The sequence below is a fragment of the Pseudomonas sp. GW823-FHT02F05 genome, assembly GCF_058797315.1.
Genome location: NZ_JBXAJM010000025.1, coordinates 41827 through 67639, shown reverse-complemented (window position 1 = coordinate 67639; position 25813 = coordinate 41827). Strand labels below are relative to the sequence as shown.

Genomic DNA, 25813 nt, shown 5'->3' with positions numbered 1-25813 from the left:
GGTTTCCCGTGAACACTCAACCCGCCCAATTTGAACTGTCCATCAGCCGCTTGATCGATGCGCCGCGCCGCCGGGTGTTTCGCGCCTGGACTGAGCCAACCCTGCTGCAACAATGGTGGGGCCCCCACGGCATGACCACCCCTGAATGCGAGATGAACCTGTGGGTCGGCGGCTTGTTCCGCACCTTGATGCGTGCGCCCGATGGCAGCGAGTTCCCGACCCAGGGCGTGTTCCTGGAAATCGATGCGCCCAACCGCCTGGTGTTTACCGACGCGTTCATGCCGGGTTGGGTGCCTTCGGGCAAGCCGTTCATGAGCGCCGAAGTCACCTTTGAGGAGGTCGGCGAAAAGACGCTCTATACCGCCCGCGCCATGCACTGGAGTGCCGAGGACAAGCAGGTCCACGAAGCCATGGGCTTTCATGACGGCTGGGGCCAGAGCCTGGACCGCCTGGTGAAGTTGGTGACCGAGGACATGGTCGATTGACCCAGCAGATCGACGCTATTTACCGCCGCGAATCACGCCGCGTGCTCGCGACGTTGATTCGTGTGCTGGGTGATTTCGACTTGGCCGAGGAGGCGCTGCACGAAGCATTTTTTGTCGCCCTGCAGCGCTGGCCCGAGGATGGCGTGCCGGATAATCCACGGGCGTGGCTGGTGTCCACCGGTCGCTTCAAAGCCATCGACCGCCTGCGTCGGCAGTCGCGTTTTACCCCGTTATTGGAAGAGCAGGCCGAGGCGTTGGAGGTCGCGCCTTGGAGTGATGAAGACGTGGAAGACGACCGCCTGCGCCTGATGTTCACTTGCTGCCACCCAGCGTTGGCAGCCAATGCCCAGGTTGCGCTGACCTTGCGCGAGATCTGCGACCTGAGCACCGAGGCCATCGCTCACGCTTTTCTTGCCACGCCCACCACCATTGCCCAACGCATCGTGCGCGCCAAGGGCAAGATCCGTGAGGCGAAAATTCCGTATCAAGTGCCGTCCCGCGCCGAATTGCCCGAACGATTGGACAGTGTGCTGCGGGTGATTTACCTGGTGTTCAACGAGGGCTATTCGGCGTCAGCGGGTGCCGACCTCACCCGTGAGGACCTGACCTTGGAGGCCATTCGCCTGGGGCGTTTGCTGCTGGAGTTGCTGCCCGAGCCGGAAGTCATGGGCTTGCTGGCGTTAATGTTGCTGCACGAGTCGCGTCGGCCTGCCCGCACTTCTGCCAGCGGCGAACTGGTGCTGTTGGACGCTCAGGATCGTACGCTTTGGGACAGGGCCTTGATCGCTGAAGGCTGCGCATTGGTGGAGCAGGCGCTGATGACGCCACGCTTCGGGCCGTATTGCTTGCAGGCTGCGATTGCCGCCGTGCACGCCGAGGCGCCCAGCGCAGGGGAAACCGATTGGCGGCAGATTGTCGGGCTCTACGATGTATTGCTCAGGTCTGTGCCGTCGCCGGTGATCGAGTTGAACCGTGCGGTAGCGGTGGCGATGGAGCAGGGGCCGTTGGCGGGGTTGGTGCTGGTAGACAATCTTTTGCAGCGCGGTGAGTTGCAGGACTACCACTTGGCGCATTCGGCGCGTGGGGAGTTTTGCCGGCAGTTGGGGCGGTTTGACGAAGCCCGCAGCGCGTACGAAAAAGCGCTGTCGCTGACGCAACAGGCGCCAGAAAAACGCTTCATCACGCGGCGTCTCGCCGAACTCAATTCCTCCAGGCAGTGACGATCCAAATGTAGGAGCGAGCTTGCTCGCGAAAAACTCACAGACGCCACGTTTCTTCAGGAAGCACGCGTTATCGTTGACGTTCTTCGCGAGCAAGCTCGCTCCTACAGGCTCATTCCAGCATCTTGCCCAGCAACCAGCTCCCCGCAGGCCCCGGCGGCTGGTGCCGGGACCACAGCGCATCCACCGCCACCGAACGCGGCCAACTGCGCACCTTGAGTTCAACCAACTGGTTGCCGCCAAAGCGCTCCACCAGCCAGCGTGGAATCGGTGCCCAGCCAAACCCCAGTTGTGCCATCTCCATCAGCATCAGGTAACTCGGCGCCGACCATACTCGCTGCGTACCGCGGTTTTCATTGGGGCTGATGATGCTCGCCAAACGCAACTCCCGGTGTTGTTGCAAGGTGTGCGGGTGAACCTTGTCCAGGGTCGCCAATGGGTGTCCAGGCGAGACAAACAGCGCGATCTCCGTGCGCTCCTCCACCGTGGAGAAGGAAAGGTCCGGCGGGTAGGCTTCTTGTTTCTCGATAAACGCGATCTGCGCCCGGCCACTTTGCACCAGTGCGATCAAGTCTTCGCATTCCGCGATCAGGCATTCCAGCTCAAGGTCCGGGTAGCGTTGCTCGAAGGCCGTGAGGGCGACCTCGAATCGATCGGATTGGTAAGTATCGGACATGGCGAGACTCAACTTCGGCTCCAGGCCTTGCGATAACTGACTGGCTGCCAGCTCCAGGCGGCTACTGGCTTCCAGCACTTGCTCAGCCCTTTGCAGCAACACTTGCCCCGCCGGCGTGAGGGTCGGCTTGCGGCTGCTGCGGTCAAACAGCACCACGTTCAGGTCAATCTCAAGGCTGGCCACTGCCGCGCTCACGGTGGACTGGCTTTTGCCCAGCTTGCGCGCCGCCGCGGAAAACGAGCCTTGGGTGGCAGCCTGGACAAACGCCTGAAGCACTTCATGGGAGGCCATGACTATCGCCTTGATCGATGGTTATTGGTTATGAAGTATCGATACAAAGCCTGATCATGGCAACCATCGTCACTCACGGAGCCGGGTCATGACCCCTACCAAATCCTTTACTGAACGCGTGTTTCAAGCCCTTGGTTTCGAAGGGCTGGCCTTATTGATTTGCACGCCGCTGTTGGTGTGGATCACCGGCCGGCCGGCGCTGGAAATGGGCGCAGTGACCCTGGGCATCAGCCTGTTGGCACTGAGCTGGAACGTGGTGTTCAACAGCCTGTTCGACCGCCTTAAAACCCGCCTGCAACTGGCCAACGGTGGTTGGACCCGTGTGCTGCACGCGCTGTTGTTTGAAGGCGGCCTGATTCTCTTGGCAGTGCCGTTGATTGCCGCCTTGATGAAGATCAGCCTGCTGGAAGCCTTCATCCTCGACATTGGCGTGTTGCTGTTCTTCCTGCCGTACACCTACGTGTACCACTGGGGTTATGACGTGCTGCGTGAGAAATTCGCCGGTAAAACCCCAGTTACCCCGTAGGCGTGCGTCGCTCATAGGAACATCCCGCCCGATGCCTCGATCCGCTGGCCGGTGATCCAATGACTGCCATCGGCCAGCAAGGTCGAAATCGCCCCGCCAATATCGTCCGGCAAGCCAGCGCGGCCCAGGGCGGTGTTATTGGCAACCATCGCATTCACATCGGTGTTATCGCGTACCGCGCCGCCGCCGAAGTCAGTGGCAATCGCGCCCGGTGCCAGGGTGTTCACGGTAATACCCCGTGGGCCCAGCTCTTTAGCCTGGTAGCGCGACAAGACTTCCACCGCGCCTTTCATGGACGCGTAAGCGGCATAACCCGGCAGGCTGAAGCGCGCCAGGCCGCTGGAGACATTGATAATGCGCCCGCCATCGCTGATCAGCGGCAACAGTTTTTGCGTGAGGAAAAACGGTGCCTTCACATGGATCGCCACCAACTGGTCGAACTGGGCTTCGGTGGTTTCGGCAAAGCTTGCGTAGGTGCCAACCCCGGCGTTGTTGATCAGGAAGTTGAAATGTTCCTGGGCGAACACATCCTTGAGCAGGGTGCCGATCTGGCCAACGAATGCATCGAAGGTTGCGCTCTGGCTGACGTCCAGTTGCAGCATGGCGGCGCGACCGCCCAAGGCCTCTACCTGGGCAACCACGGCTTGGGCTTCAGCCGCTGCGCTGTGGTAAGTGCCGATGATGTCGATGCCCTGCGCAGCCAGGTGCAGGGCGGCGCTTTTACCCAGGCCACGGCTGGCGCCAGTGATGAGTGCGATTTTACGGGTCATGGTGCAGTCCTCGAATGGGGTGAGTGGGACTGAGTGTATTTGTCCGGCCATAACGTGATAAACAGGCTGATATCGGAATCACTGGCCGGATAAGGCGAACAATCTAATGAACAAGCTTGAGTTGCTGCGCACCTTCGTACGCGTTACTGAGTTGTCGAGCTTTACCCAGGCCGGTCAAAGTCTGGGCTTGCCGCGCTCTACGGTCTCCGAGCATGTGCAGGCGTTGGAGGAGTTGCTCGGCGCACGGCTGTTGCAACGCACCACGCGCAAGGTGCAGGCGACCCAGGATGGTCGTGTGTTGTATGAGCGCAGCAAGGATCTGCTGGCGCATATGGAAGAGCTGGAAGGTTTGTTCCGTCAGGACGAAACCCAATTGGCCGGGCGCATACGGGTGGACATGCCCAACGTCATGGCGCGGGGCTTGATCTTGCCGAACTTGCCCACGTTCATGGCGCGCCATCCTCTGATCGACATGGAGATCAGCGGTTCGGACCGCCAGGTGGACATGATCGCCGAAGGTTTTGATTGCGTGGTGCGCGTCGGCGCCCAGCCCGATCAAACCGTGGTAGCGCGGCGGGTGTGCAGCATGCCGATGGTCAACTGCGCGAGCGCGGCGTACCTGCAACGGTATGGCGTGCCCGAAACCCTGGCAGACCTGGCGCATCACCAGTTGGTGCATTATGTGCGGCCGCTGGGCGCACGCTCGGCCGGGTTCGAATACATGGTGGGCAACAAGGTGCAGCGGCTGCCGATGGCAGGCCGGGTGACGGTCAACAGCACCGACGCCTATCAATCGGCGTGCCTGGGCGGGTTTGGCATCACCCAGGTGCCGCAGCTCGGGATACGCGACTTATTGGCCAGCGGCGAGTTGGTGGCGGTGCTGCCCGACTACCAAGCGCCGCCCTTGGATGTGTCGTTGCTGTACGCCGGCCAGCGGCATCTGCCGTTGCGAGTGCGGGTGTTCATGGACTGGTTGACCGCCACCCTGCAAGCTCATCTTTAACGGCGTGCCGACAACTGCTGGGGCGCCAGAAACGCGTCGTGGAAGTAATCCCGGAACGCTTGCATCGCTGGGGTAAACGCGCGCTCGCGGTGCCAGGCCAGGCCGACGCTCATGGGGGTGACCGGGTCGGTCACGGTCAGGGTTTCGATGCGTTTGCCTTCCAGGGACCAGGGCCGGTGTACCAGGTCTGACAGGATCGCCACGCCGCTGCCGTTGGCAACCATGCTGCGCACCGCCTCCACTGAGCTGGTGCGCAGCCGCACCTTGGGCGTTTGCCCGGCCTGTTCCCAGTAGCGCATGGCGCTGTGTTCGGCTTCGTCGACGGTGAGCAAAATGTAGGGTTCTTGGGCCACGTCGGCCAGGCTCACGGCACCGCGTTCGCACAATGGGTGATGGCTGGGCAGCCACAGGCGGCGCTCGGAGTTGAACAGAATTTCCGAGACGATATCCGTGTGGGTGAGGTTGGCAGTGAGCACCACAGCCATGTCGAACTGGCCGTCGAGCAGGCCCTGTTCGATGGCCTGGCGCTCCTGTTCGAACACCTCGATGGTCACGTCCGGATGCCAATGCTCCATGCGCTGTAAATGGTGCGGCAGGAAATAACCCAGCACGGTGTAGCTGGCCGCCACCCGCAGCACGCCGCTGGCGCGGTAGTCCGGCAACGGGCTGTTGAGGGCATCTTCCACGCTGCGCACAATCACATAGGCACGGTTGAGAAAATGCCGCCCGGCATCGGTGAGGTTCATGCCTTGGGCCGAGCGCACGAACAACTGCACGCCGAGCATGGCTTCCAGCTCCTTGATCGCTGTGGTCACCGCCGATTGGGAAATATTCAGATGAATTGCTGCCTGGGAAATCTGGCCGATTTCCGCAGTGGCGACGAAATAGCGAACCTGGCGCAAGGTTAAAGACATATCGCACTCTGCTTATTGATCGATCCCACGCTCTGCGTGGGAATGCCTCTTGTGGCGCTCCGCGTCACGGTCTCAAGTGCGGACGCAAAGCGTCCATGGCTGCATTCCCACGCAGAGCGTGGGAACGATCTGGGGTCGAGGATAAAAAGCTATCTGATTTTCAGAAGATGGGCCATCTGATAATAGATCTTCCCAAGGGGTCAAGCCCCGGCCTACTTTGCGGGCATCACCTTTGGCGGAGCGACCCTGATGCAGGCAGTGGATTTCAATTCAGACATGGGCGAAAGCTTTGGCCCCTGGACCATCGGCGACGGCGTCGACGCAGAGCTGATGGGCTATATCAGCTCGGCCAATATCGCCACCGGCTTTCACGCTGGCGATCCGGGCACCATGCGCCGCACCGTCGAGCGCGCCAAGCAACTGGGTGTGGCCATCGGCGCGCACCCAGGCTTTCGTGACCTGGTGGGTTTCGGTCGCCGGCATATCAACGCACCGGCCCAGGAACTGGTGGACGACATGCTCTACCAGCTCGGTGCCCTGCGTGAAATGGCTCGTGCCCAAGGCGTGACCCTGCAACATATCAAGCCTCACGGCGCGCTTTACATGCACCTGGCCCGTGATGAAGAGGCCGCCCGGCTGTTGGTGCAGAACCTGCAAATCATTGAGCCCACGCTGATGCTGTACTGCATGCCCAACTCAGTGATCTGGCGCATCGCCAAGGAACTGGGGCAGCCGGTGGTGCGCGAGTTCTATGCCGACCGTGAATACGACCTGAGCGGCTCCATCGTGTTTACCCGCAATGTGCGGGCGCTGGCCCCAGCCACAGTGGCCGCCCGGGTCTTGCGTGCGTGTCAGGCCGGCCTGGTACGTACCGTCGAAGGCGAAGACCTTGCGATCGAATTCGATTCCATCTGCCTGCACAGCGACACCCCTGGCGCCCTGGATCTGGTGGAGGCTACCCGTGAAGCCTTGGACCAGGCGGGTATCGACGTCAGAACACCCCGATAAGATCCAACCCTTACTTTTTTGCCTGCCTTTCTACAAAGATTCCAAGAGGAACAGACATGGCTGAAACGTCCCCCATCCGCTATAGCTTCGGCGGTGATGAACATCTGTTTGCCGAGGTCAGCGACAGCATGTCCCTGGAGGCTTTTTTCAAGGGCATGGCGGTGACCCGCGCCGTGGAGCGCCTGGCACTGGAAGGCGTACTGGATGTGTGCCTGGCCAATGCATCCTTCCAGATTCGCTTCGACCCTGACCGCATCGCCCCTCACGCGCTGCTCGACGCCGTGCAAAGCGCCGAAGCCCAGGCCGTGGCCGAACGCACCTTGCGCACGCGCATCATCGAAATCCCAGTGCTCTATAACGACCCCTGGACCCACGAAACCCTGATGCGTTTTCGTGACCGCCACCAAGACCCCAGCGGCACAGACCTGGAATACGCGGCACGCATCAATGGCCTGGCCGACGTGGACGCGTTCATCGCCGCCCACAGTGGCGCGCCGTGGTTTGTGTCGATGGTCGGCTTTGTCGCGGGCTTGCCGTTCATGTTCCAGATGGTCGAACGCGAGCGGCAATTGCAGGTGCCCAAATACCTGCGGCCACGCACCGACACACCGAAACTGACCCTGGGCCATGGCGGTTGCTTTGGCTGTATCTACTCAGTGCGAGGGGCGGGCGGTTATCAGATGTTCGGCGTTACCCCGGCACCGATCTACGACCCGGCGCAGCAGTTGGCGTACCTCAAGGAGCACATGGTGTTCTTCCGCCCTGGCGATATCGTGCAGTTCAAGCCGATGGACCGCGAGGCATATGACCTGGCGGTCGCCGAGGTGGACGCCGGGCGTTTCGACTTGCGCATTCGCCCGGTGGAGTTTTCCCTGGATGCCTTTCTCGCCGACCCCATCGGCTATCCGAAAACCCTGCAGGAGGCGCTGGCATGATCAAGGTCCTCAAACCCGGCCTCGCCACCTCCGTGCAGGACCTGGGCCGCGAAGGTTATTACCATTTAGGCATCCCACCATCGGGGGCGCTGGACCAATACGCGTTGAGTGCGGCCAACCACCTGGTGGGCAATCCCGTGGGCGCGGCGGGCCTGGAATGCACGCTGATCGGGCCGGCGCTGGAGTTCCAGCAGGACGCGCTGGTGGCCTTGAGCGGCGCCTTGATGTCGCCGCGCCTGGACGGTGAAGTGGTGCATCAGGACACCGCCTTTGCCGTACGCGCCGGGCAGGTGCTGCGGTTCGAGTTTCCCAAGGCCGGCGCACGCACCTACCTCGCCGTCGCCGGCGGTATCGACGTGCCGTTGGTGCTCGGCAGCCGCTCCACCTACACCCTCGGCGCCCTCGGCGGGTTTAATGGCCGACGCTTGCAGGAGGGCGATCAATTGCCGATCGGTAGCGCCAGCGGTACCGGGCGTGCGGGCAACAGCTTGCCGATGGCGTTGCGGCGTTCGGTCGGCGGCGATGTGACGTTGCGGGTGGTGCCGGGGCTGTATTACGAACGCTTGAGCTTGGAGGCCAAAAGCAGCTTTTTTGCCGAGCCGTGGACGGTCGGCTCCGAGGCCGATCGCATTGGCTATCGCTTCAAGGGCGGCAGCGCGTTGAGCTTCCAGCCGCGGGAACAGCCGTTTGGCGCCGGCTCCGATCCTTCCAACATCGTGGACAGTTGCTACCCGATTGGCTCGATTCAAGTACCGGCGGGGCTGGAGCCGATTGTGCTGCACCGCGATGCGGTGTCGGGCGGTGGCTACGCGATGATTGGCACGGTGATCAGCGCCGACCTGGACTTGATCGGGCAAATGCAGCCCAACCAGCGAGCGGGGTTTGTGGCGGTGAGTCTGGAGGAGGCTTTGGAGGCGCGGCGGTTGTACAAGAAGCGGCTCAGAGCGATGACGGGACTCTTCAATCACTGAACATACGCTTAACCCCTGTGGGAGCTGGCTTGCCTGCGATAGCGGTGGGTCAGCTTGCATTGTCTTGGCTGATACACCGCAATCGCAGGCAAGCCAGCTCCCACAGCAGGGGCTTATTTCAATTTGAAAATTTGCGGAATGCCCACCGCCCAGCGATCAGGGTGAAGGTTGCGACCAAGGCCACCAGTATCCAGAAGCCTTCCGGGTCTTGGGACAGGGGCACCCCACCCACATTCATGCCAAAAAAACCGGCAATGATGTTGATCGGCAGCGCCAGCACCGTCACCACTGTGAGGGTAAACAATGTGCGGTTGCTCTGTTCATTGAGGTTGGCGGCGATCTCTTCCTGCAACAGTTTGATGCGTTCGCCCAGGGCGGTCAGGTCGTTGATGATCAGCGCAAACTCTTCGGTAGATTTGCGCAATTCCTTCACGTCTTCCTTTTGCAGCCATTGCGGCGGGCGATTGAGCAGGCGCAGCAGCGAGCCCGGCTCCAAAGCCAGCAGGCGTTGCAGGCGCACCAGCACGCGGCGGGCGGCGCCCAGTTCGGCACGGTTGGTGGACAGGCGCGAAGACAACAGCTGATCCTCGATTTGGTCAACGCTGATGCTGGTCTTGCGCACGATCTGCGTCAGCACTTCGCCCTGGTCGCGCAGCAGGTGCACCAACAGCTCCAAGGGGGAGCGAAAGTGTTCGCCGGCCTTCACCGACGAGCGCAATTTATCCACCGAGTGCAACGGCTGCAGGCGTGCGCTCACCAGCAAGCGGCTGCGCGCGCACACCCACAGCGTGGAAATATCCGACGACACCATGCTGCTGAAGTTGAACACCACATCGTTGACCACGGCCAATAAGGCCGAGTCCACATGCTCGATGCGCGTGGAGCGTGAGCCTTCATGCAAGGCTTCAAAAAACTCTTCTGGCAATGACAGATGCGCCTGCATCCAGCGCTCGCAGGCGGCGTGCGCCAGGTTCAGGTGCAGCCACAGGAATTCGTCCGGGTCTGGCGGTTGCTGCAAGGCGGCGAGGGCGGTGGCGGAATCAATTTGCTGGCCTTTCTCGCCGGGGCGAAAACGAAAACCGTAAAGCAGGCCAAACAGATCGGAATCCTGATGGCCGTGGTCGATGCTGTGGTTCATGGCGACTCGCAGAGAAAGGGCCTGTAGGACGTTTCACAGGTTCCTGAGCGAATCATTGCAAGGCGGTATGACGGTTATGTGACGGTTTGAGGCACGCATAAAAAAACGCGCCACCCGAAGGTGGCGCGTTTTTTCAAGGTTCAACTCAGGTGTCTTGCTTGTTTTCCAGCACGGCACCGGTCTTGGCGTCGAGCTTCACATCCCATTTCTTGCCGGTAGTGTCGGTCAGGTCCACTTCGTAGACCAGCTTGCCAGCTTCGTGATCCAACTCGGTATCGTTGATGGTAGCGCCGGCATGTTGGGCGACGGCGGCGGCGTTGAGCTTTTCGAACGCCATCACTTCACCGGTCTTGAGCAGGCTGGGAATCTGGTCCGGACGAACATCAGCCTGGGCCAGGCCGGCGGTCAAAGTCAGGGCAGTAGCAGCGAACAGGGCAGTCAAGGTTTTCATGGTGTATGTCCTTCTTAGGTTGAGCTGTTTAAGTGGCGCCAGATTAACCAGCGCAACTTAACTCAGCCTTAATGGCTCACTGACACCAACGCTTTTAGTACTTATGGTCGTTGAGCAGGTCCTGCACGCTGGACGACGGCCAGCGCTTGTAGAACTTCAACAGCTCGGCGGCGCGGTTGGTAAAGATGCCATCGACGCCGGCCTTCATGACCTTCTCGAAGTCCACCGGCTCATCCACGGTATACACATGCACCAGCAGGCCCTTGTCGTGGGTCAGCTTGTTCATTTCCGGCTTCACCAGGTCGGTGTAGCTCTGGTCGCCGTGGTCGGTCAGCTCAGCCGACGGGCCGGTTCCGATGGCGCCGAGGCTTTTGGCCTCATCGACCCACTTTTCGAATTCGGCGGCGTCTTTGGGCTCTTGCTTGGCGTAGTAGGCGGCCTTGGTGGCTTCGCCAGACTCGGCGAAGGTCACTTTGGATTTGGGCTCGATGCTGCCTTCACCCACCCACAACAGCAGGATTTTCGGGGTGTTGGGCATTTCTTTCTGCAGCTCTTTGAGGCTGGCGGTTTCGAAGGTTTGCAGCACCACGCGGCCCTTGCCTTGGCCGACACCGGTGTTGCTCTTGCCCAGCTTGGAGCCGGCGGAGCTCAGCCAGCCTTTGTCGAGCAGCTTGTTTTTCAGGTCGGCTTCGATACCGGGGAACTGCTTGGGCTCCTTGGTCTCGATGTACAGGCCGGGTTTGTGCGAGGGGTTGCCTTCGGCGATCTTGATGATGTCGTCCAGGCTCAGGATTTTCAGGCCAACGAAACCAGGGCGCGCGCGGTCCGGGTAGGCGGCGTTGAACCAGCTGCCGGCGTCGAGGGTTTGCAGTTCTTTCCAGGTGAACTCGTTGGCAGGCGCGTCTTTGCGCTCGGGGAACTTGGTGGCGACGTCGGTGGTGCGCTGCAGGTTGTTGTCGTGCAGGGCGAACAGTACGCCGTCCTTGCTGCGTTGCAAGTCCAGTTCCAGGTAGTCGGCGCCCAGGTCGCGTGCAACCTTGTAGGCAGCGGCGGTGGATTCAGGTGCGTCGTAGGAAGCGCCACGGTGAGCGATCACGGCAGGATAGGGGATGCCTTCGTTTGTCGCCAATTCGGCCGGGCTGACCGGTTCGGCAGCCTGTGCCTGGCCAAGGCCGAGCATCAACGCCAGCAGCAAGGCGCTTTTGGAAAACGTGACAGGCATATGCGAAGTCCTTTCGTGGAGGTAACTTTGAGAAGGTGTCCTTTTTAACAATTGATTGCGAACGGCGCTATCACCAAACCGACATTAACGTGCGCACCGGCCAATTTTGTCGACTTTTTTGCAGGGCGTTGCAGTATTCTTACGGGTAGCTGCCCCGTCAGAGGGCGGTATTTTCTGCCACGCGTGTAAACCATCTTTCCAGTCCCTGTGGGACTTTTCAGTGAGGTTTACCATGCGCATCACTTCAGAGCTTATCTGCCAGGCCGCCGACCAACTCCAGGGATTTGTCGGCCTCAACCGCAAGACCGGCCAGTACATCGTACGTTTCAGCGAAGACTCATTCGGCATGGACGTGGCCGATGACGGCATCATCCCCACGGCCGAGTTCGTCTGGCTGCCGGCCGCCGACCACACCATGACCCTGTGCCGAGCGCGCCTGCAGTTGTTGCTCGACCAGAATATCGACGAACGCATCAACATCACCGAGCCGCTGCGTGTGTATATGCGCCGGGTAGAGATCCCGCAGATCAGCGCGTTGCGTAGTTTGGTGAGCTGAGCGTCCGCGATTGCTAACGATGACGAGCAAATGTGGGAGCTGGCTTGCCTGCGATAGTATCACTGCGGTTTCACTGCATCACCGAGGTGTCTGCATCGCCGGCAAGCCAGCTCCCACCGGGTTCGGTGATTCAAGTGGAGAAGGTGTAGGCCCGCTCTACCTTGCATACCCGTGTGTGAAACGCCTCATACCAGGTGGCCCGCCCTTGCTCGCGCACCTGCCGATGCTCGGCCTGCTGTTTCCAGGCCAGTATCGCCGCCTCACTGGCCCAGTAGGACACGGTAATCCCCAGTCCATCCTCCCGCGCCGATTCCACCCCAAGGAACCCCGGTTGTTGCCTGGCCAGTTCCAGCATGCGTGTGGCGGCCTCGCCATAACCCAGGTCGGCGCCGGTGCGCAGCGAGCTGAAAATTACCGCGTAATAAGGTGGGGCGGGTGTCTTGGCGATCATACCGATACCTCCTGGCAGGCCTCGAGCAGCGCAATCGCCAGCGGCGGCGTGATGCCCTTGAGTGCGGCGCGTTCGGGCTGGAACAGGGTGGCGACGAAGAACGGGTGGTCGAGCAGTTCCACCGCGCGCAGATCGCCCGCCGAATCGTGGCCGGTGGGAATCAGGTTGGCGTCCAGCAGGGCGTCGGCAAAGGCGGGGTTGATGCCGTAGCGGCAACGGTAACCCTCGTGGATGTCCAGGCGGCCGTAGGCCTGGGCAATGCGCGTGTACGGGGCCAGGCGTACGGTGTCGCTCACCTCCACCAGGGAGCAGTTCAGCGGCGTGATGACAGCGCGTTCAGCATCCGGCATTAATTCGCCGTGCTGGGCATCGGCCCAGCCGAGCACATGGCGGGCATATTCCAGCACGGCATGTTGAAAACCGCCGCAGGTACCGAGGAAAGGGCGACCTTGTTCGCGGGCAAAACGTATCGCCCGTAAGGCGCCGTCGACATCGCGATAGGGGCTGCCGGGCACGCACCAGAAACCGTCGAAGTCGCTCAGGGCAGAAGTGGAGGTGAGGGTGTCGGTGGCCAGCCATTGCACTTGGACGTTCAGGCCCAGAACGTCGGCGGCCTGTTGCAGGGCCATGGGAATGGCCTGGTGGGCGGTCACATCGGGGTTGTAATCACCGATCAGGGCAAGGTGCAGCGCGGGGGTTGGCATCATGTACGTCCATGACTTGTGGTGGGGTGATACCCACTATAGATTGGCGCTCACGCAATCAATATTGGCGTTTGCCCATATGTTCAATGCAGTCACGCACTATCAAATCGACTACGCCGACCTGTCGTTGATCCTGGCCCTGGTGCGCGGCGGTACCCTGGCGCGGGCGGCGGCGCTGCTGCGGGTCGATGTATCCACGGTGTTCCGTGCGGTGCGGCGGCTGGAGGCGGCGCTGGGCCAGACCCTGTTTGAAAAAAGCCGTGCCGGTTATTTGCCCACCAGCCTGGCGAGCAACCTGGCCCAACAGGCCGAGCGTGCCGAGCAGGCGCTGGAGGCGGCGCGTATTGGCGTGGAGCAGGGCGGTGAAGTGATCAGCGGTACCGTGCGCCTGACCTGCACCGACTCGGTGTTGCAAGGTTTGCTGTTGCCGGCCCTCGCGCAGTTCATGCCGGCCTACCCGGCGTTGACCCTGGAACTGAGCACCTCCAATGACTTCGCCAACCTCAGCCGCCGCGATGCGGATATCGCCCTGCGCCTGACCAAGACGCCGCCAGCGCATCTTGTCGGACGTTGCCTGGGGGCGGTGACCTATCAGGTGTGTGCCAGTGCCGACTATGCGCGCCTGCACCCAGACCATGAGTGGGCCGACCTGGCCTGGATCGCGCCGGACGATTTTTTACCCGATCACCCCACCGTCATCTGGCGCCGTGAGCATTTGCCGGGCGTGCGTCCCCGTTATCGGTGCAACAGCATGCAGTCGGTGACCGAATTAGTGCGCGCGGGGTTGGGCGTGGCGGCGCTGCCGGAGTTTCTGATGGGCGATGGCCTGCAACCGCTGGGCCCTGCGCTGGCAGGGCACGATACGGCGCTGTGGTTGTTGACGCGGCCTGATTGCCGGGCGTTACGCTCGGTGGTGACGCTATTTGATGAACTGGGGCGGCATGTGCGCTGGCTGCGAAGTTAACCTGCAGACAGCCAGCGCCAATGGCTCAGCGATTGCCCCGCTCATTGGCAAACGCACTTACCGCTTGTACTGCTTCGCCGGTGCCTTCGCGAATCTGCAGGATCACCGTGCCGGCCTGGTTGGCCAGTTCCACACCCTGGGCGGCGCGGTCGCGGGTGGCGTCCATGCTGTCGATGGCTTGGCGGGTTTCGTCCTGGATCATGGCGATCATGCCGGAGATTTCGGCGGTGGAGCCGCTGGTACGCGCCGCCAGTTGCCGCACTTCATCGGCCACCACGGCAAAGCCACGGCCCTGCTCGCCGGCGCGGGCGGCTTCAATGGCGGCGTTGAGGGCGAGCAGGTTGGTCTGGTCAGCAATGCCGCGAATGGTATTGACGATGGCGGTGATCTGTTGCGAGCGTTCGCCGAGTTTGGCGATCAGTTGCGAAGAGGTGTCGATATCCACGGCAATTTCGCGCATGCCGCTGGCGGTTTTCTGAATCACCTCGGCGCCTTTTTCCGCCATCTCCTGGGTGTTCAACGACAGGTGGTAAGCCTGGGCGGCGCTCTGTGCGTCAGCGGCATGCTGTAGCACGCGGGCGGTGACATCCGAGGCGAACTTCACCACTTTGCACAGGCGCCCGCTGGCGTCGTACACCGGATTGTAGTTGGCTTCCAGCCACACGACCTGGCCGTGTTTGTCCACCCGCTCGAACTGGCCATTGAACAGTTCGCCCTGGTTCAAGCGCTTCCAGAACTCGCTGTAGGCCGCACTGTTGGCCAGCTCGGGCGTGCAAAACAGGCGGTGATGCTTGCCCTGAATCTGCGCCAGGCTGTAGCCCATGCGCTGCAGGAAATTGCCGTTGGCGGTGATGATGGTGCCGTCGAGGTTGAACTCAATCATCGCCATGGCGCGGTCGATGGCTTCGAGCTTGGCGTTGGCTTCGCTTTCGGCTTGCAGGCGCGGGGTGACGTCCATGGCGTATTTCACCACTTTGATCACATTCCCCGCTTCATCCCGTACCGGGTTATAGCTGGCTTCCAGCCACACCGAGGCGCCGTTGGCACCTACTCGTTCAAAAGTGCCCGACTGGAATTGGCCGTTGCGCAAGTGCGTCCACAGCTGGTTGTAGTCCGCGCTGCGGGCGAACGCCGGGGTACAGAACATCCGATGGGGCTGGCCCAGGATCTGTTCGGCGCGGTAGCCCATGGTCTTGAAGAAGTTGTCATTGGCGCGCAGCACGGTGCCTTGCAGGTCGAATTCGATCACGGCCATGGAGCGCTCGATGGCGTCCAGCAGGCTGGTCTGTTGGGCGAGGCTGTGTTGCAGGGTACTGATGGTTTTCTTGTGAGCGTTGAATAGCATGATGGAGGGCTCGGGCATGCAAGCGTATGCGGGGTCCTTATATTTGCGCCTGACCCCGTAGGGCCCCTGGCCTTACGGTTGACTTGCTCATTGCCAGCTTCCTGATGCTGACAGAGGGGGGTAGAACAACGGTGTCAGAGTGATCAACCGACCTGGAAGTTCGCCCGTCAGGCAGGACTATTTTGACCAGGCGACCAATGGCGGCATTATGCTATTGCGGCAAGCCGGCGAATGAAGTTTCAGACGAGGTGTCATCAGACAACTCAGGCCGGATGGGCGGCCACGCAACGGGCGGAATACGCCAAAACGCTCTGCAATAACGCGCCTTAGTATGAGGGCGGAGTGCTGACTTCGTAGCCGGCCAGGAACAGGTCGATGGCTGATTCGATAACACCTGCCTGGGCGGCAGGGTCGAGGGTGGGCTGGCCGAGGGTAATCTGCGGCCAGAATGCAAAGGCCTTGAGCAGGCTTTGGATCTGGTGGGCGGCGAACCCCGGGTCGGTGCAGGTGAGGCGGCCGTCTTCCTGGGCGGCGCGCACCCATTGGGTAAAGCCTTCTTCTCGTGCGCTGAGGCGGTTGACCATGTCTTGAGCGCGTTCCGGCGAATGAATGGTGGCAGCAATGGCTACGCGTGCCAGGTCGAGGAAGTTGGCGTCCGACATCATCTGCATTTTCGCTTCCAGCAACGTGCGCAGTTGGTCGCGCAGCGGACGGTCGCTCGTATAGATCACGTCCAGCTGGGCAACGCTGCTGGCCCATAGTTGGTGGAGGATCTCGGCGAACAGTTCTTCCTTGCTGGGGAAATGGTTGTACACCGTGCGCTTGGAAACGCCAGCAGTTGCGGCGATTTTGTCCATGCTGGTGACCTCGAAGCCGTTCTCGCGAAATTCGGCAATCGCCGCAGCCACGATGGCTTCGCGTTTACGCTCGGTGAGGCGTTTGGGGGCAGTCATGGAAGGCATTCGACTCAACAATGAAATTACACCGGGCAGTTTACTTGCTCCGGATTTTGTTGCAATCTAGAAACTACACTGTGCAGTGTAATACTTGAGCGGACCGCCGGAGTCAAATCGTCATGGCCACTATTTCAACCCGTCTCGACCCGGCGCCCTCGGCGCCCAAGCCTGCCGAGCAGGGCCTGGGGCACTTCAGCAACGACACTCCGGTGCAGCACGGTGGCTTGGGCAAGACCCTGCGCATTTTCTGGAACATGCTATTCAACAAGCCGCGCACGACACGGCCGGTGGGGCAGATTCCGGTACAGCCACTGACCCGCGAGCAGTTATTGGCCGCCCCTGATCACAGCGTGTATCGCCTCGGCCATTCAACCGTGCTGCTGAAACTGCGTGGTAAATTCTGGGTCACCGACCCGGTGTTTGCCGAACGCGCCTCGCCGTTCAGTTGGGCCGGCCCCAAGCGTTTTCATCAGCCGCCTATCAGTGTTGATGAGCTGCCAGCGCTGGAAGCGGTGATCCTTTCCCATAATCATTACGACCATCTCGACCGCAAAGCGGTAGTCCAATTGGCCGAAAAGACCCGCTACTTCCTGGCGCCCCTGGGCGTGGGTGACACGCTGGTCAAATGGGGCGTAGACGCCAGCAAAGTGCGCCAGCTGGAGTGGTGGCAGGGCATCGAAGTCGATGGCGTTCGTTTTGTCTGCACGCCGGCTCAGCACTTTTCAGGGCGCGGCCTGTTTGATGGCAACCAGACCCTGTGGTGCTCATGGGTAATGATCGACGCTACGCGACGTATATTTTTCAGTGGCGACACTGGCTATTTCGACGGTTTCAAACGCATCGGCGAGCAGTACGGGCCGTTCGACCTGACCCTGATGGAAACCGGCGCTTACAATGTCGATTGGCCCCATGTGCACATGCAGCCGGAGCAAACGCTGCAGGCGCATATCGATCTGAAAGGGCGCTGGCTTCTGCCGATTCACAACGGCACCTTCGATCTGGCCTTCCACGCCTGGCATGAGCCCTTCGACCGCATCATGGCCCTGGCCTGGGAGCGCAATATCTCGATCACCACTCCGGCGATGGGTCAGGCTTTTCGCTTGAACCAGCCTGAGCGCGGGCAAGCCTGGTGGCTGGAAGTGGAGCCTCAACCGGTCAACGAACACGCAGCAAGCTGAGCCGATGGCCCGCTTGGAAAAGAGTTTTTCAGCGAATTTCTGCTCTGCGACAAAGGTCAAATGAGAGTGCGATGATCCCGCGGGAATTTTATTTCCGGGAGGATGTTTCGATGGACAGCCACTGTAAGAAGCTTTGGAAAATAGGGGTGCCTTGTGCCCCAGCCCAACCGCTACCCCCGCCAATGAACGCCGCCGACGTACCCGCTTCACCCCCCCATGCTGCACCCACCTCTATTGTCTTTGGCACCGAACAGGCTGCGGGCGCCATGCTCATCCCAGGGTATAACGCCCTGGCGCCCCATCTACGGCCGGTGCGTGACCCCGCGCTATCACTTGTCGCCCTCAGCGGCGAGGACCCTACCGAACCGGTGATGGTAGAGGTACCGCTCGTGTTGAATAACACCACGTTCACCGCCACGCGGGCGTTGACGGGCTATCGGGTCGGGTATGTCGAGCGCTATGTGCAGGGCAATCACGTTGAACGGGTCGAACACAGTGAGGCCTTGCACCGAGTCTTCGACACCCTGCGCAGGGCCGGTGTCCAATGGGTAGCGGTGGACATGCAGCGCAGCGGCGACAATCAGCAGGCCTGTCGTGAAATCGATGAGCGGGTGGCAGGCCTTCGCCTGGATGCCTTGGTGTCGGAGGATCCAGAAGCCGCCTTTCATAACGCCTCGAAAAGCGGGTACCCCACGGTGTGTGAAACCCTGGAGGATGGCTCCAGAGTCTGGTTTTACGGTGCACGCTGGGCAGGTGATCGTTTGGCGGCACTGGTACGCGCTTACCGCCAGCTACGGCCATAGACGTTATTGAAGACTACGTCGGGCTGGGAAGAGTAGGACGCAGCAGCAGGATTCGCCCGAAATAGTGATGGGGTGTCGGCTCTTAGACTGGTGCGGTGTTATCGACCGATAACGCTCACATCCAGTTAGACAGAGGGGAATTTCATGATCGGACCAGTTTCGGTAAGTGGATGGGCGACAGGCCTGCTTCAGGAACTTGCAAACCCTGTGCAAGGTTTCAAGAGTGCCTGCCAGATGTCATTGGAGATGGGCCAAGGTGGCGGCGTTACCTCAGAGTCACTGTTGAGGGACTCGCTCAAGCAGATTGCCAATATTGATCGTGGGCTACAGGGCGGCAATGCGTTTTTGGAAACCAACCCGGATGCTATGAGGGAGGCGAAGGCCCGCGACCAGGAACGTGCCAATGGCCGCGTACTCAAGCACTTGCATGGCGTGCCGATAGCGCTGAAGGATGTCTTCGAAACCAACGACCGCATGCAGACCAGTGCAGGTTCGAAGGCCTTGGTGGGCGCGCCGGCCACTAAAACCGCCAAGGTTGTCGACAATTTGTTGAAGCACGGGGTGGTGATTGTGGGGAAAACCAATATGAGTGAGCTGTCCAACTTTCGGTCACTATTACCTGTGGATGGCTGGAGCTCCCGAGGTGGCCAGACGCTGAACCCTCATCGACTCGGAGGGCCGGTGGCTGGGTCGAGTTCAGGTTCGGCAGTGGCGGTCGCCCAAGGGCATGTGCCTGTGGCACTGGGGTTGGAAACCAACGGATCGATCATCAGCCCCGCCGCCTACAACGGTGTGTTTGGCCTGAAAACAACGACGGGCCTGGTCAGTACCGAAGGCGTCATGACCAGCACTCGCATGGACGCGGTGGGGACTTTTACCCGCAATATCTGTGATGCGGCCGAAGCGCTTAACGCAATGACCGAGACCACTGCCTACACCAAGGGCCTGCAGTCCGACGCCTTGAAGGACAAGCGAATTGGCTATACCCCTTTACCCGAGTTGTCCGCTGAGGAGGCCAAGGACCCGGCCAAGCGAGCAGACCGCAAGCATTATGAGGCGGCGCTCGACGTGATGAAGGCCCAAGGGGCGATTCTGGTGCCGATGGCGCGGTTGGATGCTGGCGTCCCCGAACAAACCTATGTCGATTATAACAACGCGCTTTTCTCGGAGGTCAAGCAAGCGCTGGAAGGCTACCTGGCTGGGCGAGAAGGTTTGCCGGTCAAATCACTCTCTGAGCTGATTGCTTTTATCAACCGCACCCAGAAACCTGGTGAGCCTGACCAGAAACTGCTGGAAATGATCAATGGGGTGCAGACCAACCAGGAAGATCGCGATGCGCTGTGGAAAGCCATTCTTCCTATATTTCAGAACACCATTGATGACCCCATGAAGGAGCACAAGCTCGACGCCATGGTGTCGAACTTCCAGTCCCACAATTATTTTTTCAGCGCTGCGGCCGGGTACCCAGGCATATCCGTTCCGTCAGGCATGGATGAAGATGGCATGCCCACGGCACTTTACGTGTATGGCTCCGCCAACAGTGAAGCGACCTTGCTGTCAGTCGCCTATGGTTATGAACAAGCCTCACAGGCCATTCAAAAACCGGCTTTTCTCCCAGGTGCTCCCTTCACACCGACACCTGCCAGTACAGAGGACGTGGTTGAGACTACTGACACTTGAGTTTGAATCAGCCTCTGCAGACGGCTGCCTCGCAGAGGTTGTGCCAGGGTTCAATCGACCGCCACGGGTGCATTTGAAACTATTGAAGCGCCCGGAGAAACACCTGGGCTCTACGCACCATTGGGTTGAGGCGTTTGTGAGTCAATGGTTGCGGTGGTTGAACCCATCAACCGGGAAATGAGGCCTTGCGCAGAAGTTTGCGCTGCGGCGGTATCAAACCGCCGCGCACTCATCCCCCACCCCGGCGCGAACCCCGGGAAAAATACCAGCCCTTCGGCCTCCAGGCGAAACGCCAGGATCAAACGAGTTTCATCGTCCACGTCGCCGTGGCCTTCCAGTTTCTCAATTGCTTGCACCGCCACGCCAGCCTGGCGAGCCAGCTCTTCGCGGCTCCAGCCCAGCATCACGCGCGCCTGCGCGCAGTGTTTGGTGGTGAATTGATGCAAGACGATCTGTTGTTCTACGAAAGAACTCATTGCCAGAGAGGACATGGGGTTTCTCCAGGTTCGACAGGGGAGGCGCAACTATACTGTGTTTTTGTACAGTTGTTTCTACCGCTCATCCATTGGCGTTGCAACCCCTTATGATTCCAGCCCCGGCGCCTCGCGAATAATCAGGTGATCCAGGTTTTCGATCCTGGCGCTGAATACCCCGAACGTCTGCTCGGGTTTTTTCTGGCTGGGCACCTGCACAAGCTGCGGCGTGACCCCGTAGAAAAAGCAATACAGCGGCCGTTCGCTGCTGGCCGCCGCCTTGATCTGTTCCAGGAATGCCGTGCGCTTGCGGTAGTTTTCGATAAGCTTTTTGCTCAGGTAGACATTTACCGAATAGGGCTTCTTGTCGAGCCACACCTTCTTTTCGAAGTCGATGCGAAAGCTGCTGGTGTAGTCCTTGATGGTCTTGATCTTGCCCCAGTAAATCAAACCCTGGTTGTCTTGCAGGTATTCGATCTTCTTGAAGAATGCCCAGTAGGTCGCCGTGTGCTCACCGATCTTCAAGGGCATGGCCTTGAGCTTGTCCTTGTCATCGATGTTGGACACGTAGCACTCCACCGGGTGTGCGAATACGCTGGTTTTGTCCGGGATCGAGTCATTGCTGCCAGAAGAGGTGGTAGCGCGGTTTGCGGGCACTTTCGTCGGCTCCTGCAGGACGCTCCCAGCGGTGCCGACTACCGGCGTTCTAAGCTCGTACAGTCGCCGCGTCAGCACAAATTCCGATGGGAAATTTTCCTCACGCTCGTCGTCATTTTCACCCGTCGCAGGTTTATGGCTGCCGGCATAGCGGCAGCCGTCGATATGCCGCGTGCCGGGTTTGTTCTTGAAGTGCGGCGTGCGCTGGTAGTTGACGTTCTTGGCGTTGAAGGTACTCAACGCATTGGCGCTATCGAACGCCGCACGGCAGGCGTCGTTGGGGCACAGGAAGCTGTCCTTGTCGGAATCGAAGGCGGTAGTTTCATCGAAATTCAGATCTCGCACGTCGTAGATCGACAGCTTGTCGCCGAGACTCAAGCTGTAGGCCGTGTCGAATTTCATGGGGCTCGGGTCCGTCAGAGGTTTGGCTATTAATAGCCGGATCTTGCGTAAATATCAGCAAGAACCTGCCACGCGTCGCCCGCTCAAGAAACACAGGGTGCCACCCATGGCCGTGAGTGCGGCCAGGGCAAAGAACATGCTGGTGGGCGCCGCATTGATCAGCAGATAGCCACAAATCACCGGGCTCATGGCCCCGCCAAACGCGGCCAGGTTCTGTGCGCCGTAATAACTGCCCCGTAGTGCATCCGGTGCGATGGTGTCGATAAACAGAAACTCCGAGGGGTAGATGATCATCTCGCCCAGGGTGAACACGAACATTGCCAGGCACCAGGTCAGCAGACTGTGCGCCTGGCTGAAGCCGACCAACCCGGCAATAAACAGCAGGGTGCCCAGCACGATCCAATGGCGCAGTTGCTCGCGCTTGAGAAATCGGCCGATTTGGTACTGCATCAAAATCACGGTGATGGCGTTGCAGGCGAGCACCGCAGACAGAATTTTCAGTGCCTGGTCGGGTGTGTAGGCCACCAGCAAAAACTGCGACAGATAAAGGGTGTAGCGCCCATGGACGATGGTGCTCAACAGGCTGCCGCTGGTGAAGAGGATCAGCGTGCGGTCGCTGCGCAAGATGCGCAGGGTGCTGAGGAAACTCTGAGGCTTATGACTGTCGTCGCGCTGGGTCGGCGCAATGCCGATCATCAGGAACAAGCTGCCAAAGGCAATGGCGCTGGCGATCAAAAACGGTGCCCACGGCAATTGGCCGGCAATCACTACGCCCAACATCGGGCCCGTGGCATAGCCGACATTGGTCAGGGTGTAGCGCAGGGAAAACACCTTGGCGCGCTCACCCACCGGCAGGTTTTCGCTGATGATCGCCTTGGAGCCGATCAGGAACAGCGCCGACGCGGCTTCAGTCACAACAAGGGTCAGCGTGGTGAGGTAGAGGTTGCTGGCAAAGGTCAGCAACAAAAAACCGATGGAGCTGGAGAGCATGGCCAGGATCAACAGCTTGCGCTTTTCCAGACGGTCGATGATGTAGCCGCCGTACAAACCCAGGAGCGTGGCGATGAACACGGCGACCCCCATCAGCAGGCCGATGTCCTGCTGGTTGAGGCCCAGGCGTGTGCTCAGCCAGAGGGCCAGCAACGGGCTGGTCATGGCACGGCTGACCACGATGGTCACCGAGCAGATCATCAGGCGACGGATTACCAGGGAGTAGGTGGCCACGGTGGGGTGGGCTCCTTGTGATTCTTACCTACACGACTCAGATCACCAGCGAACGCAGATTGAGTGTGGGAGCTGGCTTGCCTGCGATAGCGGAGTAACAGCCAACATTGTTTTAGCTGACCCACCGTTATCGCAGGCAAGCCAGCTCCCACATTCGATGGCGTTATTGGCCAGAGTTGATGGTGATTTTTTTTACCGCACCTTGTTCCAGATCCCACTTTTTCAAGATCTTGCCGTAAGTCCCGTCATCAATCATGCCCTGCAATGCCTCACTGATCGCCGTGACCAACTCGGTATTGCTCTTCTCAATCCCAAGCCCGGTGAATTGCTTGGAAATCGCCAGGCCCACCGGCTTGTACTTGCCTTTGTCCAGCGACATCAAATAAGGAATGGTCTCGCTGCCCTGCATCGCCGCATCCAGGCGGTTCTGCTGCAACTGCGCCCGGGCATCTGCCGAGCCTTCGGTGCCGATCACCACGATTGCCGGCTTACCCGCCGCTTCGCAGTTTGCCTTGCTCCAGGCGGTAATTTCAGACGGCCAGGTGGTGCGGCGGCTGGTGCCGACTTTTTTACCGCACAGGTCGGTCAATTCCTTGATCTCTTCGCGCTTGGCCAAAGTGTAGAGCTGCGGGCCGCTGGTGAAGTAGTCGATGAAGGTCACGGCTTTCTGGCGCTCGGCGGTGTCGGTCATGCCTGACAGCACAATGTCGACGCGCTTGGTGGTCAGGCCGCTGAGCATTTGTTCGAAGCCGGTTTCCTGCCATTTGATCTTCACGCCCAGTCGCTCGGCCAGGGCGTTGCCCAGGTCGAAATCAAAACCGGTGAGTTTGTTGGTGGCCGGGTCCTTGAAGTCCATCGGCGGGTAGTTCGGCACGATGGCCGCGCTGATCTCACCCTTGTCCTTGATGGCTTGCGGCAAGGCCGCGAATACACACGAGGAGGCCATCAGGCCTGCAAGCAAGGTAGGGATAAATATCTTCTTCATAGGGGCGTTCTCGTTAGTTTTTTAGTTAAGTGCGAACGGCAGAAATAAAGCTTTGGGTACGCGGGTTTTGTGGGCTTATTAGAATGTCTTCCGGGCTGCCGGCTTCCACAATCTGGCCGGCGTCCATAAACACCATGCGGTTGGACACTTCGCGAGCGAAGCCCAATTCATGGGTGACCACGATCATGGTCATGCCGGTGGTGGCCAAATCGCGCATCACCGACAGCACTTCGCCTACCAGCTCCGGGTCGAGGGCTGAGGTGGGTTCGTCAAACAGCATCAACTTGGGGCGCATCGCCAAGGCCCGGGCAATTGCCACACGCTGTTGCTGGCCGCCGGACAACTCCACCGGGTAGGCATTGCGCTTGTCCGCCAGGCCAACGCGGGCCAGCAGTTCCAGCGCATCTTCGATGGCTTCCTTGGGCGAGCGCTTGAGCACCTGGCACGGGCCTTCGATGATGTTTTGCAACACAGTCATGTGCGGGAACAAATTGAACCGCTGGAACACCATGCCGGTGGCCAGGCGCTGGCGGGCGATCTGCGCTTCGTTCATCTCGTGCAGCTTGTTGCCGACCACTCGATAACCAACCAATTCGCCATCGACCCACAGGCCGCCCTTGTCGATCTTTTCCAGCTGATTGACGCAACGCAGCAGGGTACTTTTGCCCGAGCCGGACGGGCCGATGATGCACATCACCTCGCCTTGCTCGACCTCTATATTGATGTCACGCAGGGCGTGATACTGGTCGTAATACTTGTTCAGGTTGACAGCCTTGACGATGCTTCTCATGGGGCAAATCTCCTCAACCCAGGCTTACGAACGCTTGCCGGCGCCGCGGGCAAAACGACGCTCGAGGCGGCTTTGACCGAATGAAAGAACAGTCACCACCGCTAGGTACCAGATGCCCGCCACAATCAGCAGCTCCATCACCCGGGCGTTGGCGTAGTAGATGTTTTGCGCGTTGTGCAACAGCTCCGAGTACTGGATGACACTGGCCAGGCTGGTCATTTTCACCATGCTGATGAACTCGTTGCCTACGGGCGGGATGATCACGCGCATCGCCTGCGGCAGAATGATCCTGCGCAGCGCCTGCAGGCTCGGCATGCCGATGGACTTGGCCGCCTCGTATTGGCCGGTGTCCACCGACAGCAAGCCGGCACGCACCACTTCAGCGGTATAGGCGCCCTGGTTGATGCTCAAGCCGAGCAGGGCGGCCACGAAGGGCGTCATCAGGTCGACGGTGTCGATGCTGAACAGGCCCGGAATCGCGATCACCGGGAAGATCAACGCCAGGTTGAACCATAACAGCAGCTGCAAAATCAGCGGTGTACCGCGAAACAACCAGGTGTAGGTGATGGCCACGTAACGCAGGATCGGGTTGGCCGACATGCGCATGATCGCCGTGATCACTCCGATCACTACGCCCAATGCCATCGCCAGGATCGACATGACGATGGTGTTCACCAGGCCCCAGAGGATGGCTTGCGACGTAAGGAACTGGCCAATGTAGGACCATTCGATCTGGCCATTGGCAAACGCGCGCAACAGCGCCGCCAACACAATCACGATCAGGGTGGCAAAAAACATCCGCCCGTAATAGCGCCGCGGCACGTGCTCGTACTGGGTGATATCGAACTGGTTTTCGGACAACTTGCGCTCGGCTTCCAAGCGCTCGGCCGGGGTTTGGTTCATGCTGCTACTCCAAAATTTATTCTTGATGCGTGATCGTTCCCACGCTCCGCGTGGGAACGCCGCCTCGGACGCTCCGCGTCCCGCCGTTGGCGCGTAACGTGACGACGCGGAGCGTCACGGGATGCATTCCCA

The 25813-nt window shown here is 60.2% G+C and carries 28 protein-coding genes; 12 read left to right on the top strand and 16 right to left on the bottom strand.

Translation table 11 applies throughout. The features are described 5' to 3' along the window. Positions 1 to 8: 8 nt before the first annotated feature. Positions 9 to 485: an SRPBCC family protein gene (locus AC1RAC_RS24745; RefSeq protein ID WP_072448473.1), complete on the top strand. Its 477-nt coding sequence runs from the start codon at positions 9 to 11 to the stop codon at positions 483 to 485. Then, the gene (locus AC1RAC_RS24740) at positions 482 to 1705 is read left to right on the top strand and encodes an RNA polymerase sigma factor (RefSeq protein WP_057975140.1); all 1224 of its coding nucleotides are present in this window, start codon (positions 482 to 484) and stop codon (positions 1703 to 1705) included. The genes AC1RAC_RS24745 and AC1RAC_RS24740 overlap by 4 nt, the downstream gene beginning before the upstream one ends. Before the next feature lie 112 nt (positions 1706 to 1817). On the opposite strand, the gene AC1RAC_RS24735 is transcribed toward AC1RAC_RS24740, so the two are convergent. Next, positions 1818 to 2672, bottom strand: a complete 855-nt coding sequence (locus tag AC1RAC_RS24735; protein WP_034128498.1) for a LysR family transcriptional regulator — start codon at positions 2670 to 2672, stop codon at positions 1818 to 1820. A gap of 88 nt (positions 2673 to 2760) precedes the next feature. On the opposite strand from AC1RAC_RS24735, the gene AC1RAC_RS24730 reads away from it, so the two are divergent. Beyond that, positions 2761 to 3198: a multidrug/biocide efflux PACE transporter gene (locus AC1RAC_RS24730; protein ID WP_054896721.1), complete on the top strand. Its 438-nt coding sequence runs from the start codon at positions 2761 to 2763 to the stop codon at positions 3196 to 3198. A gap of 11 nt (positions 3199 to 3209) precedes the next feature. On the opposite strand, the gene AC1RAC_RS24725 is transcribed toward AC1RAC_RS24730, so the two are convergent. Beyond that, a complete protein-coding gene (locus AC1RAC_RS24725; RefSeq protein ID WP_054896722.1) occupies positions 3210 to 3968 on the bottom strand; it encodes an SDR family NAD(P)-dependent oxidoreductase in 759 nt (252 codons plus the stop codon). 106 nt (positions 3969 to 4074) lie between these two features. Between AC1RAC_RS24725 and AC1RAC_RS24720 the strand changes: the two genes are divergently transcribed. Next, positions 4075 to 4971 carry a LysR family transcriptional regulator gene (locus tag AC1RAC_RS24720; RefSeq protein WP_054896723.1) on the top strand — a complete coding sequence of 299 codons (897 nt, stop codon included), beginning with the start codon at positions 4075 to 4077 and terminating at the stop codon, positions 4969 to 4971. On the opposite strand, the gene AC1RAC_RS24715 is transcribed toward AC1RAC_RS24720, so the two are convergent. After that, on the bottom strand, positions 4968 to 5885 hold the full coding sequence (locus AC1RAC_RS24715; protein ID WP_054896724.1) for a LysR family transcriptional regulator: 918 nt from the start codon (positions 5883 to 5885) through the stop codon (positions 4968 to 4970). The genes AC1RAC_RS24720 and AC1RAC_RS24715 overlap by 4 nt on opposite strands. Before the next feature lie 249 nt (positions 5886 to 6134). Between AC1RAC_RS24715 and AC1RAC_RS24710 the strand changes: the two genes are divergently transcribed. The 3 genes from AC1RAC_RS24710 to AC1RAC_RS24700 are packed head-to-tail and all read left to right on the top strand — an operon-like array spanning position 6135 to position 8799. Continuing rightward, on the top strand, positions 6135 to 6893 hold the full coding sequence (locus AC1RAC_RS24710; protein WP_054896725.1) for a 5-oxoprolinase subunit PxpA: 759 nt from the start codon (positions 6135 to 6137) through the stop codon (positions 6891 to 6893). 56 nt (positions 6894 to 6949) lie between these two features. Further along, entirely contained in the window at positions 6950 to 7828 is an 879-nt protein-coding gene (locus AC1RAC_RS24705) for a 5-oxoprolinase subunit B family protein (RefSeq protein ID WP_054896726.1), read from the top strand. Beyond that, positions 7825 to 8799 (top strand): 5-oxoprolinase subunit C family protein, encoded by a 975-nt coding sequence (locus AC1RAC_RS24700; protein WP_054918276.1) that lies wholly within the window; start codon positions 7825 to 7827, stop codon positions 8797 to 8799. The genes AC1RAC_RS24705 and AC1RAC_RS24700 overlap by 4 nt, the downstream gene beginning before the upstream one ends. 118 nt (positions 8800 to 8917) lie before the next feature. On the opposite strand, the gene AC1RAC_RS24695 is transcribed toward AC1RAC_RS24700, so the two are convergent. The 3 genes from AC1RAC_RS24695 to AC1RAC_RS24685 form a co-directional block, all read right to left on the bottom strand. Then, the gene (locus tag AC1RAC_RS24695) at positions 8918 to 9937 is read right to left on the bottom strand and encodes a transporter (RefSeq protein ID WP_054896728.1); all 1020 of its coding nucleotides are present in this window, start codon (positions 9935 to 9937) and stop codon (positions 8918 to 8920) included. Between the two features lie 145 nt (positions 9938 to 10082). Then, positions 10083 to 10388, bottom strand: a complete 306-nt coding sequence (locus tag AC1RAC_RS24690) for a PepSY domain-containing protein (protein ID WP_034128489.1) — start codon at positions 10386 to 10388, stop codon at positions 10083 to 10085. 94 nt (positions 10389 to 10482) lie between these two features. Beyond that, positions 10483 to 11610 carry a glycerophosphodiester phosphodiesterase gene (locus AC1RAC_RS24685; protein WP_034128488.1) on the bottom strand — a complete coding sequence of 376 codons (1128 nt, stop codon included), beginning with the start codon at positions 11608 to 11610 and terminating at the stop codon, positions 10483 to 10485. A 232-nt stretch (positions 11611 to 11842) separates the two neighbouring features. Here AC1RAC_RS24685 and AC1RAC_RS24680 point away from each other — a divergent pair, with 232 nt between their 5' ends. Continuing rightward, on the top strand, positions 11843 to 12166 hold the full coding sequence (locus AC1RAC_RS24680) for a DUF2025 family protein (protein WP_014719621.1): 324 nt from the start codon (positions 11843 to 11845) through the stop codon (positions 12164 to 12166). Positions 12167 to 12296: 130 nt separating this feature from the next. Here the strand turns inward: AC1RAC_RS24680 and AC1RAC_RS24675 are convergent, their stop codons facing one another. Both AC1RAC_RS24675 and AC1RAC_RS24670 read right to left on the bottom strand, forming a co-directional pair. Further along, a complete protein-coding gene (locus tag AC1RAC_RS24675) occupies positions 12297 to 12617 on the bottom strand; it encodes an antibiotic biosynthesis monooxygenase family protein (protein WP_054918277.1) in 321 nt (106 codons plus the stop codon). After that, entirely contained in the window at positions 12614 to 13321 is a 708-nt protein-coding gene (locus AC1RAC_RS24670; RefSeq protein WP_492617060.1) for a CTP synthase C-terminal region-related (seleno)protein, read from the bottom strand. The genes AC1RAC_RS24675 and AC1RAC_RS24670 overlap by 4 nt, the downstream gene beginning before the upstream one ends. A 79-nt stretch (positions 13322 to 13400) precedes the next feature. Between AC1RAC_RS24670 and AC1RAC_RS24665 the strand changes: the two genes are divergently transcribed. Continuing rightward, entirely contained in the window at positions 13401 to 14285 is an 885-nt protein-coding gene (locus tag AC1RAC_RS24665; protein WP_054896730.1) for a LysR family transcriptional regulator, read from the top strand. A gap of 25 nt (positions 14286 to 14310) precedes the next feature. Here the strand turns inward: AC1RAC_RS24665 and AC1RAC_RS24660 are convergent, their stop codons facing one another. Next, positions 14311 to 15630 carry a methyl-accepting chemotaxis protein gene (locus AC1RAC_RS24660; protein ID WP_089042450.1) on the bottom strand — a complete coding sequence of 440 codons (1320 nt, stop codon included), beginning with the start codon at positions 15628 to 15630 and terminating at the stop codon, positions 14311 to 14313. A 326-nt stretch (positions 15631 to 15956) separates the two neighbouring features. Then, entirely contained in the window at positions 15957 to 16583 is a 627-nt protein-coding gene (locus AC1RAC_RS24655; protein ID WP_034128571.1) for a TetR/AcrR family transcriptional regulator, read from the bottom strand. A 122-nt stretch (positions 16584 to 16705) separates the two neighbouring features. On the opposite strand from AC1RAC_RS24655, the gene AC1RAC_RS24650 reads away from it, so the two are divergent. From AC1RAC_RS24650 to AC1RAC_RS24640, 3 genes are all read left to right on the top strand, one after another. Then, positions 16706 to 17764 (top strand): MBL fold metallo-hydrolase, encoded by a 1059-nt coding sequence (locus AC1RAC_RS24650; RefSeq protein WP_057975146.1) that lies wholly within the window; start codon positions 16706 to 16708, stop codon positions 17762 to 17764. A gap of 266 nt (positions 17765 to 18030) precedes the next feature. Continuing rightward, positions 18031 to 18567 (top strand): hypothetical protein, encoded by a 537-nt coding sequence (locus AC1RAC_RS24645; RefSeq protein ID WP_233098120.1) that lies wholly within the window; start codon positions 18031 to 18033, stop codon positions 18565 to 18567. A 144-nt stretch (positions 18568 to 18711) separates the two neighbouring features. Next, positions 18712 to 20247 carry an amidase family protein gene (locus AC1RAC_RS24640; protein ID WP_229999917.1) on the top strand — a complete coding sequence of 512 codons (1536 nt, stop codon included), beginning with the start codon at positions 18712 to 18714 and terminating at the stop codon, positions 20245 to 20247. Positions 20248 to 20357: 110 nt separating this feature from the next. Here AC1RAC_RS24640 and AC1RAC_RS24635 read toward each other — a convergent pair whose 3' ends face one another. From AC1RAC_RS24635 to AC1RAC_RS24610, 6 genes are all read right to left on the bottom strand, one after another. Further along, a complete protein-coding gene (locus AC1RAC_RS24635) occupies positions 20358 to 20738 on the bottom strand; it encodes a helix-turn-helix domain-containing protein (protein ID WP_252949997.1) in 381 nt (126 codons plus the stop codon). Positions 20739 to 20828: 90 nt separating this feature from the next. Next, positions 20829 to 21779, bottom strand: a complete 951-nt coding sequence (locus AC1RAC_RS24630; RefSeq protein ID WP_057975147.1) for a hypothetical protein — start codon at positions 21777 to 21779, stop codon at positions 20829 to 20831. A 54-nt stretch (positions 21780 to 21833) separates the two neighbouring features. Further along, positions 21834 to 23003 carry an MFS transporter gene (locus AC1RAC_RS24625; protein ID WP_054896734.1) on the bottom strand — a complete coding sequence of 390 codons (1170 nt, stop codon included), beginning with the start codon at positions 23001 to 23003 and terminating at the stop codon, positions 21834 to 21836. A gap of 163 nt (positions 23004 to 23166) precedes the next feature. Then, complete coding sequence (locus tag AC1RAC_RS24620) at positions 23167 to 23988, bottom strand: ABC transporter substrate-binding protein (RefSeq protein WP_054918280.1); 822 nt, start codon at positions 23986 to 23988, stop codon at positions 23167 to 23169. Positions 23989 to 24013: 25 nt separating this feature from the next. Continuing rightward, complete coding sequence (locus AC1RAC_RS24615) at positions 24014 to 24778, bottom strand: amino acid ABC transporter ATP-binding protein (protein ID WP_003193648.1); 765 nt, start codon at positions 24776 to 24778, stop codon at positions 24014 to 24016. Between the two features lie 24 nt (positions 24779 to 24802). Next, complete coding sequence (locus AC1RAC_RS24610; RefSeq protein ID WP_019819278.1) at positions 24803 to 25681, bottom strand: amino acid ABC transporter permease; 879 nt, start codon at positions 25679 to 25681, stop codon at positions 24803 to 24805. Positions 25682 to 25813: the final 132 nt, after the last annotated feature.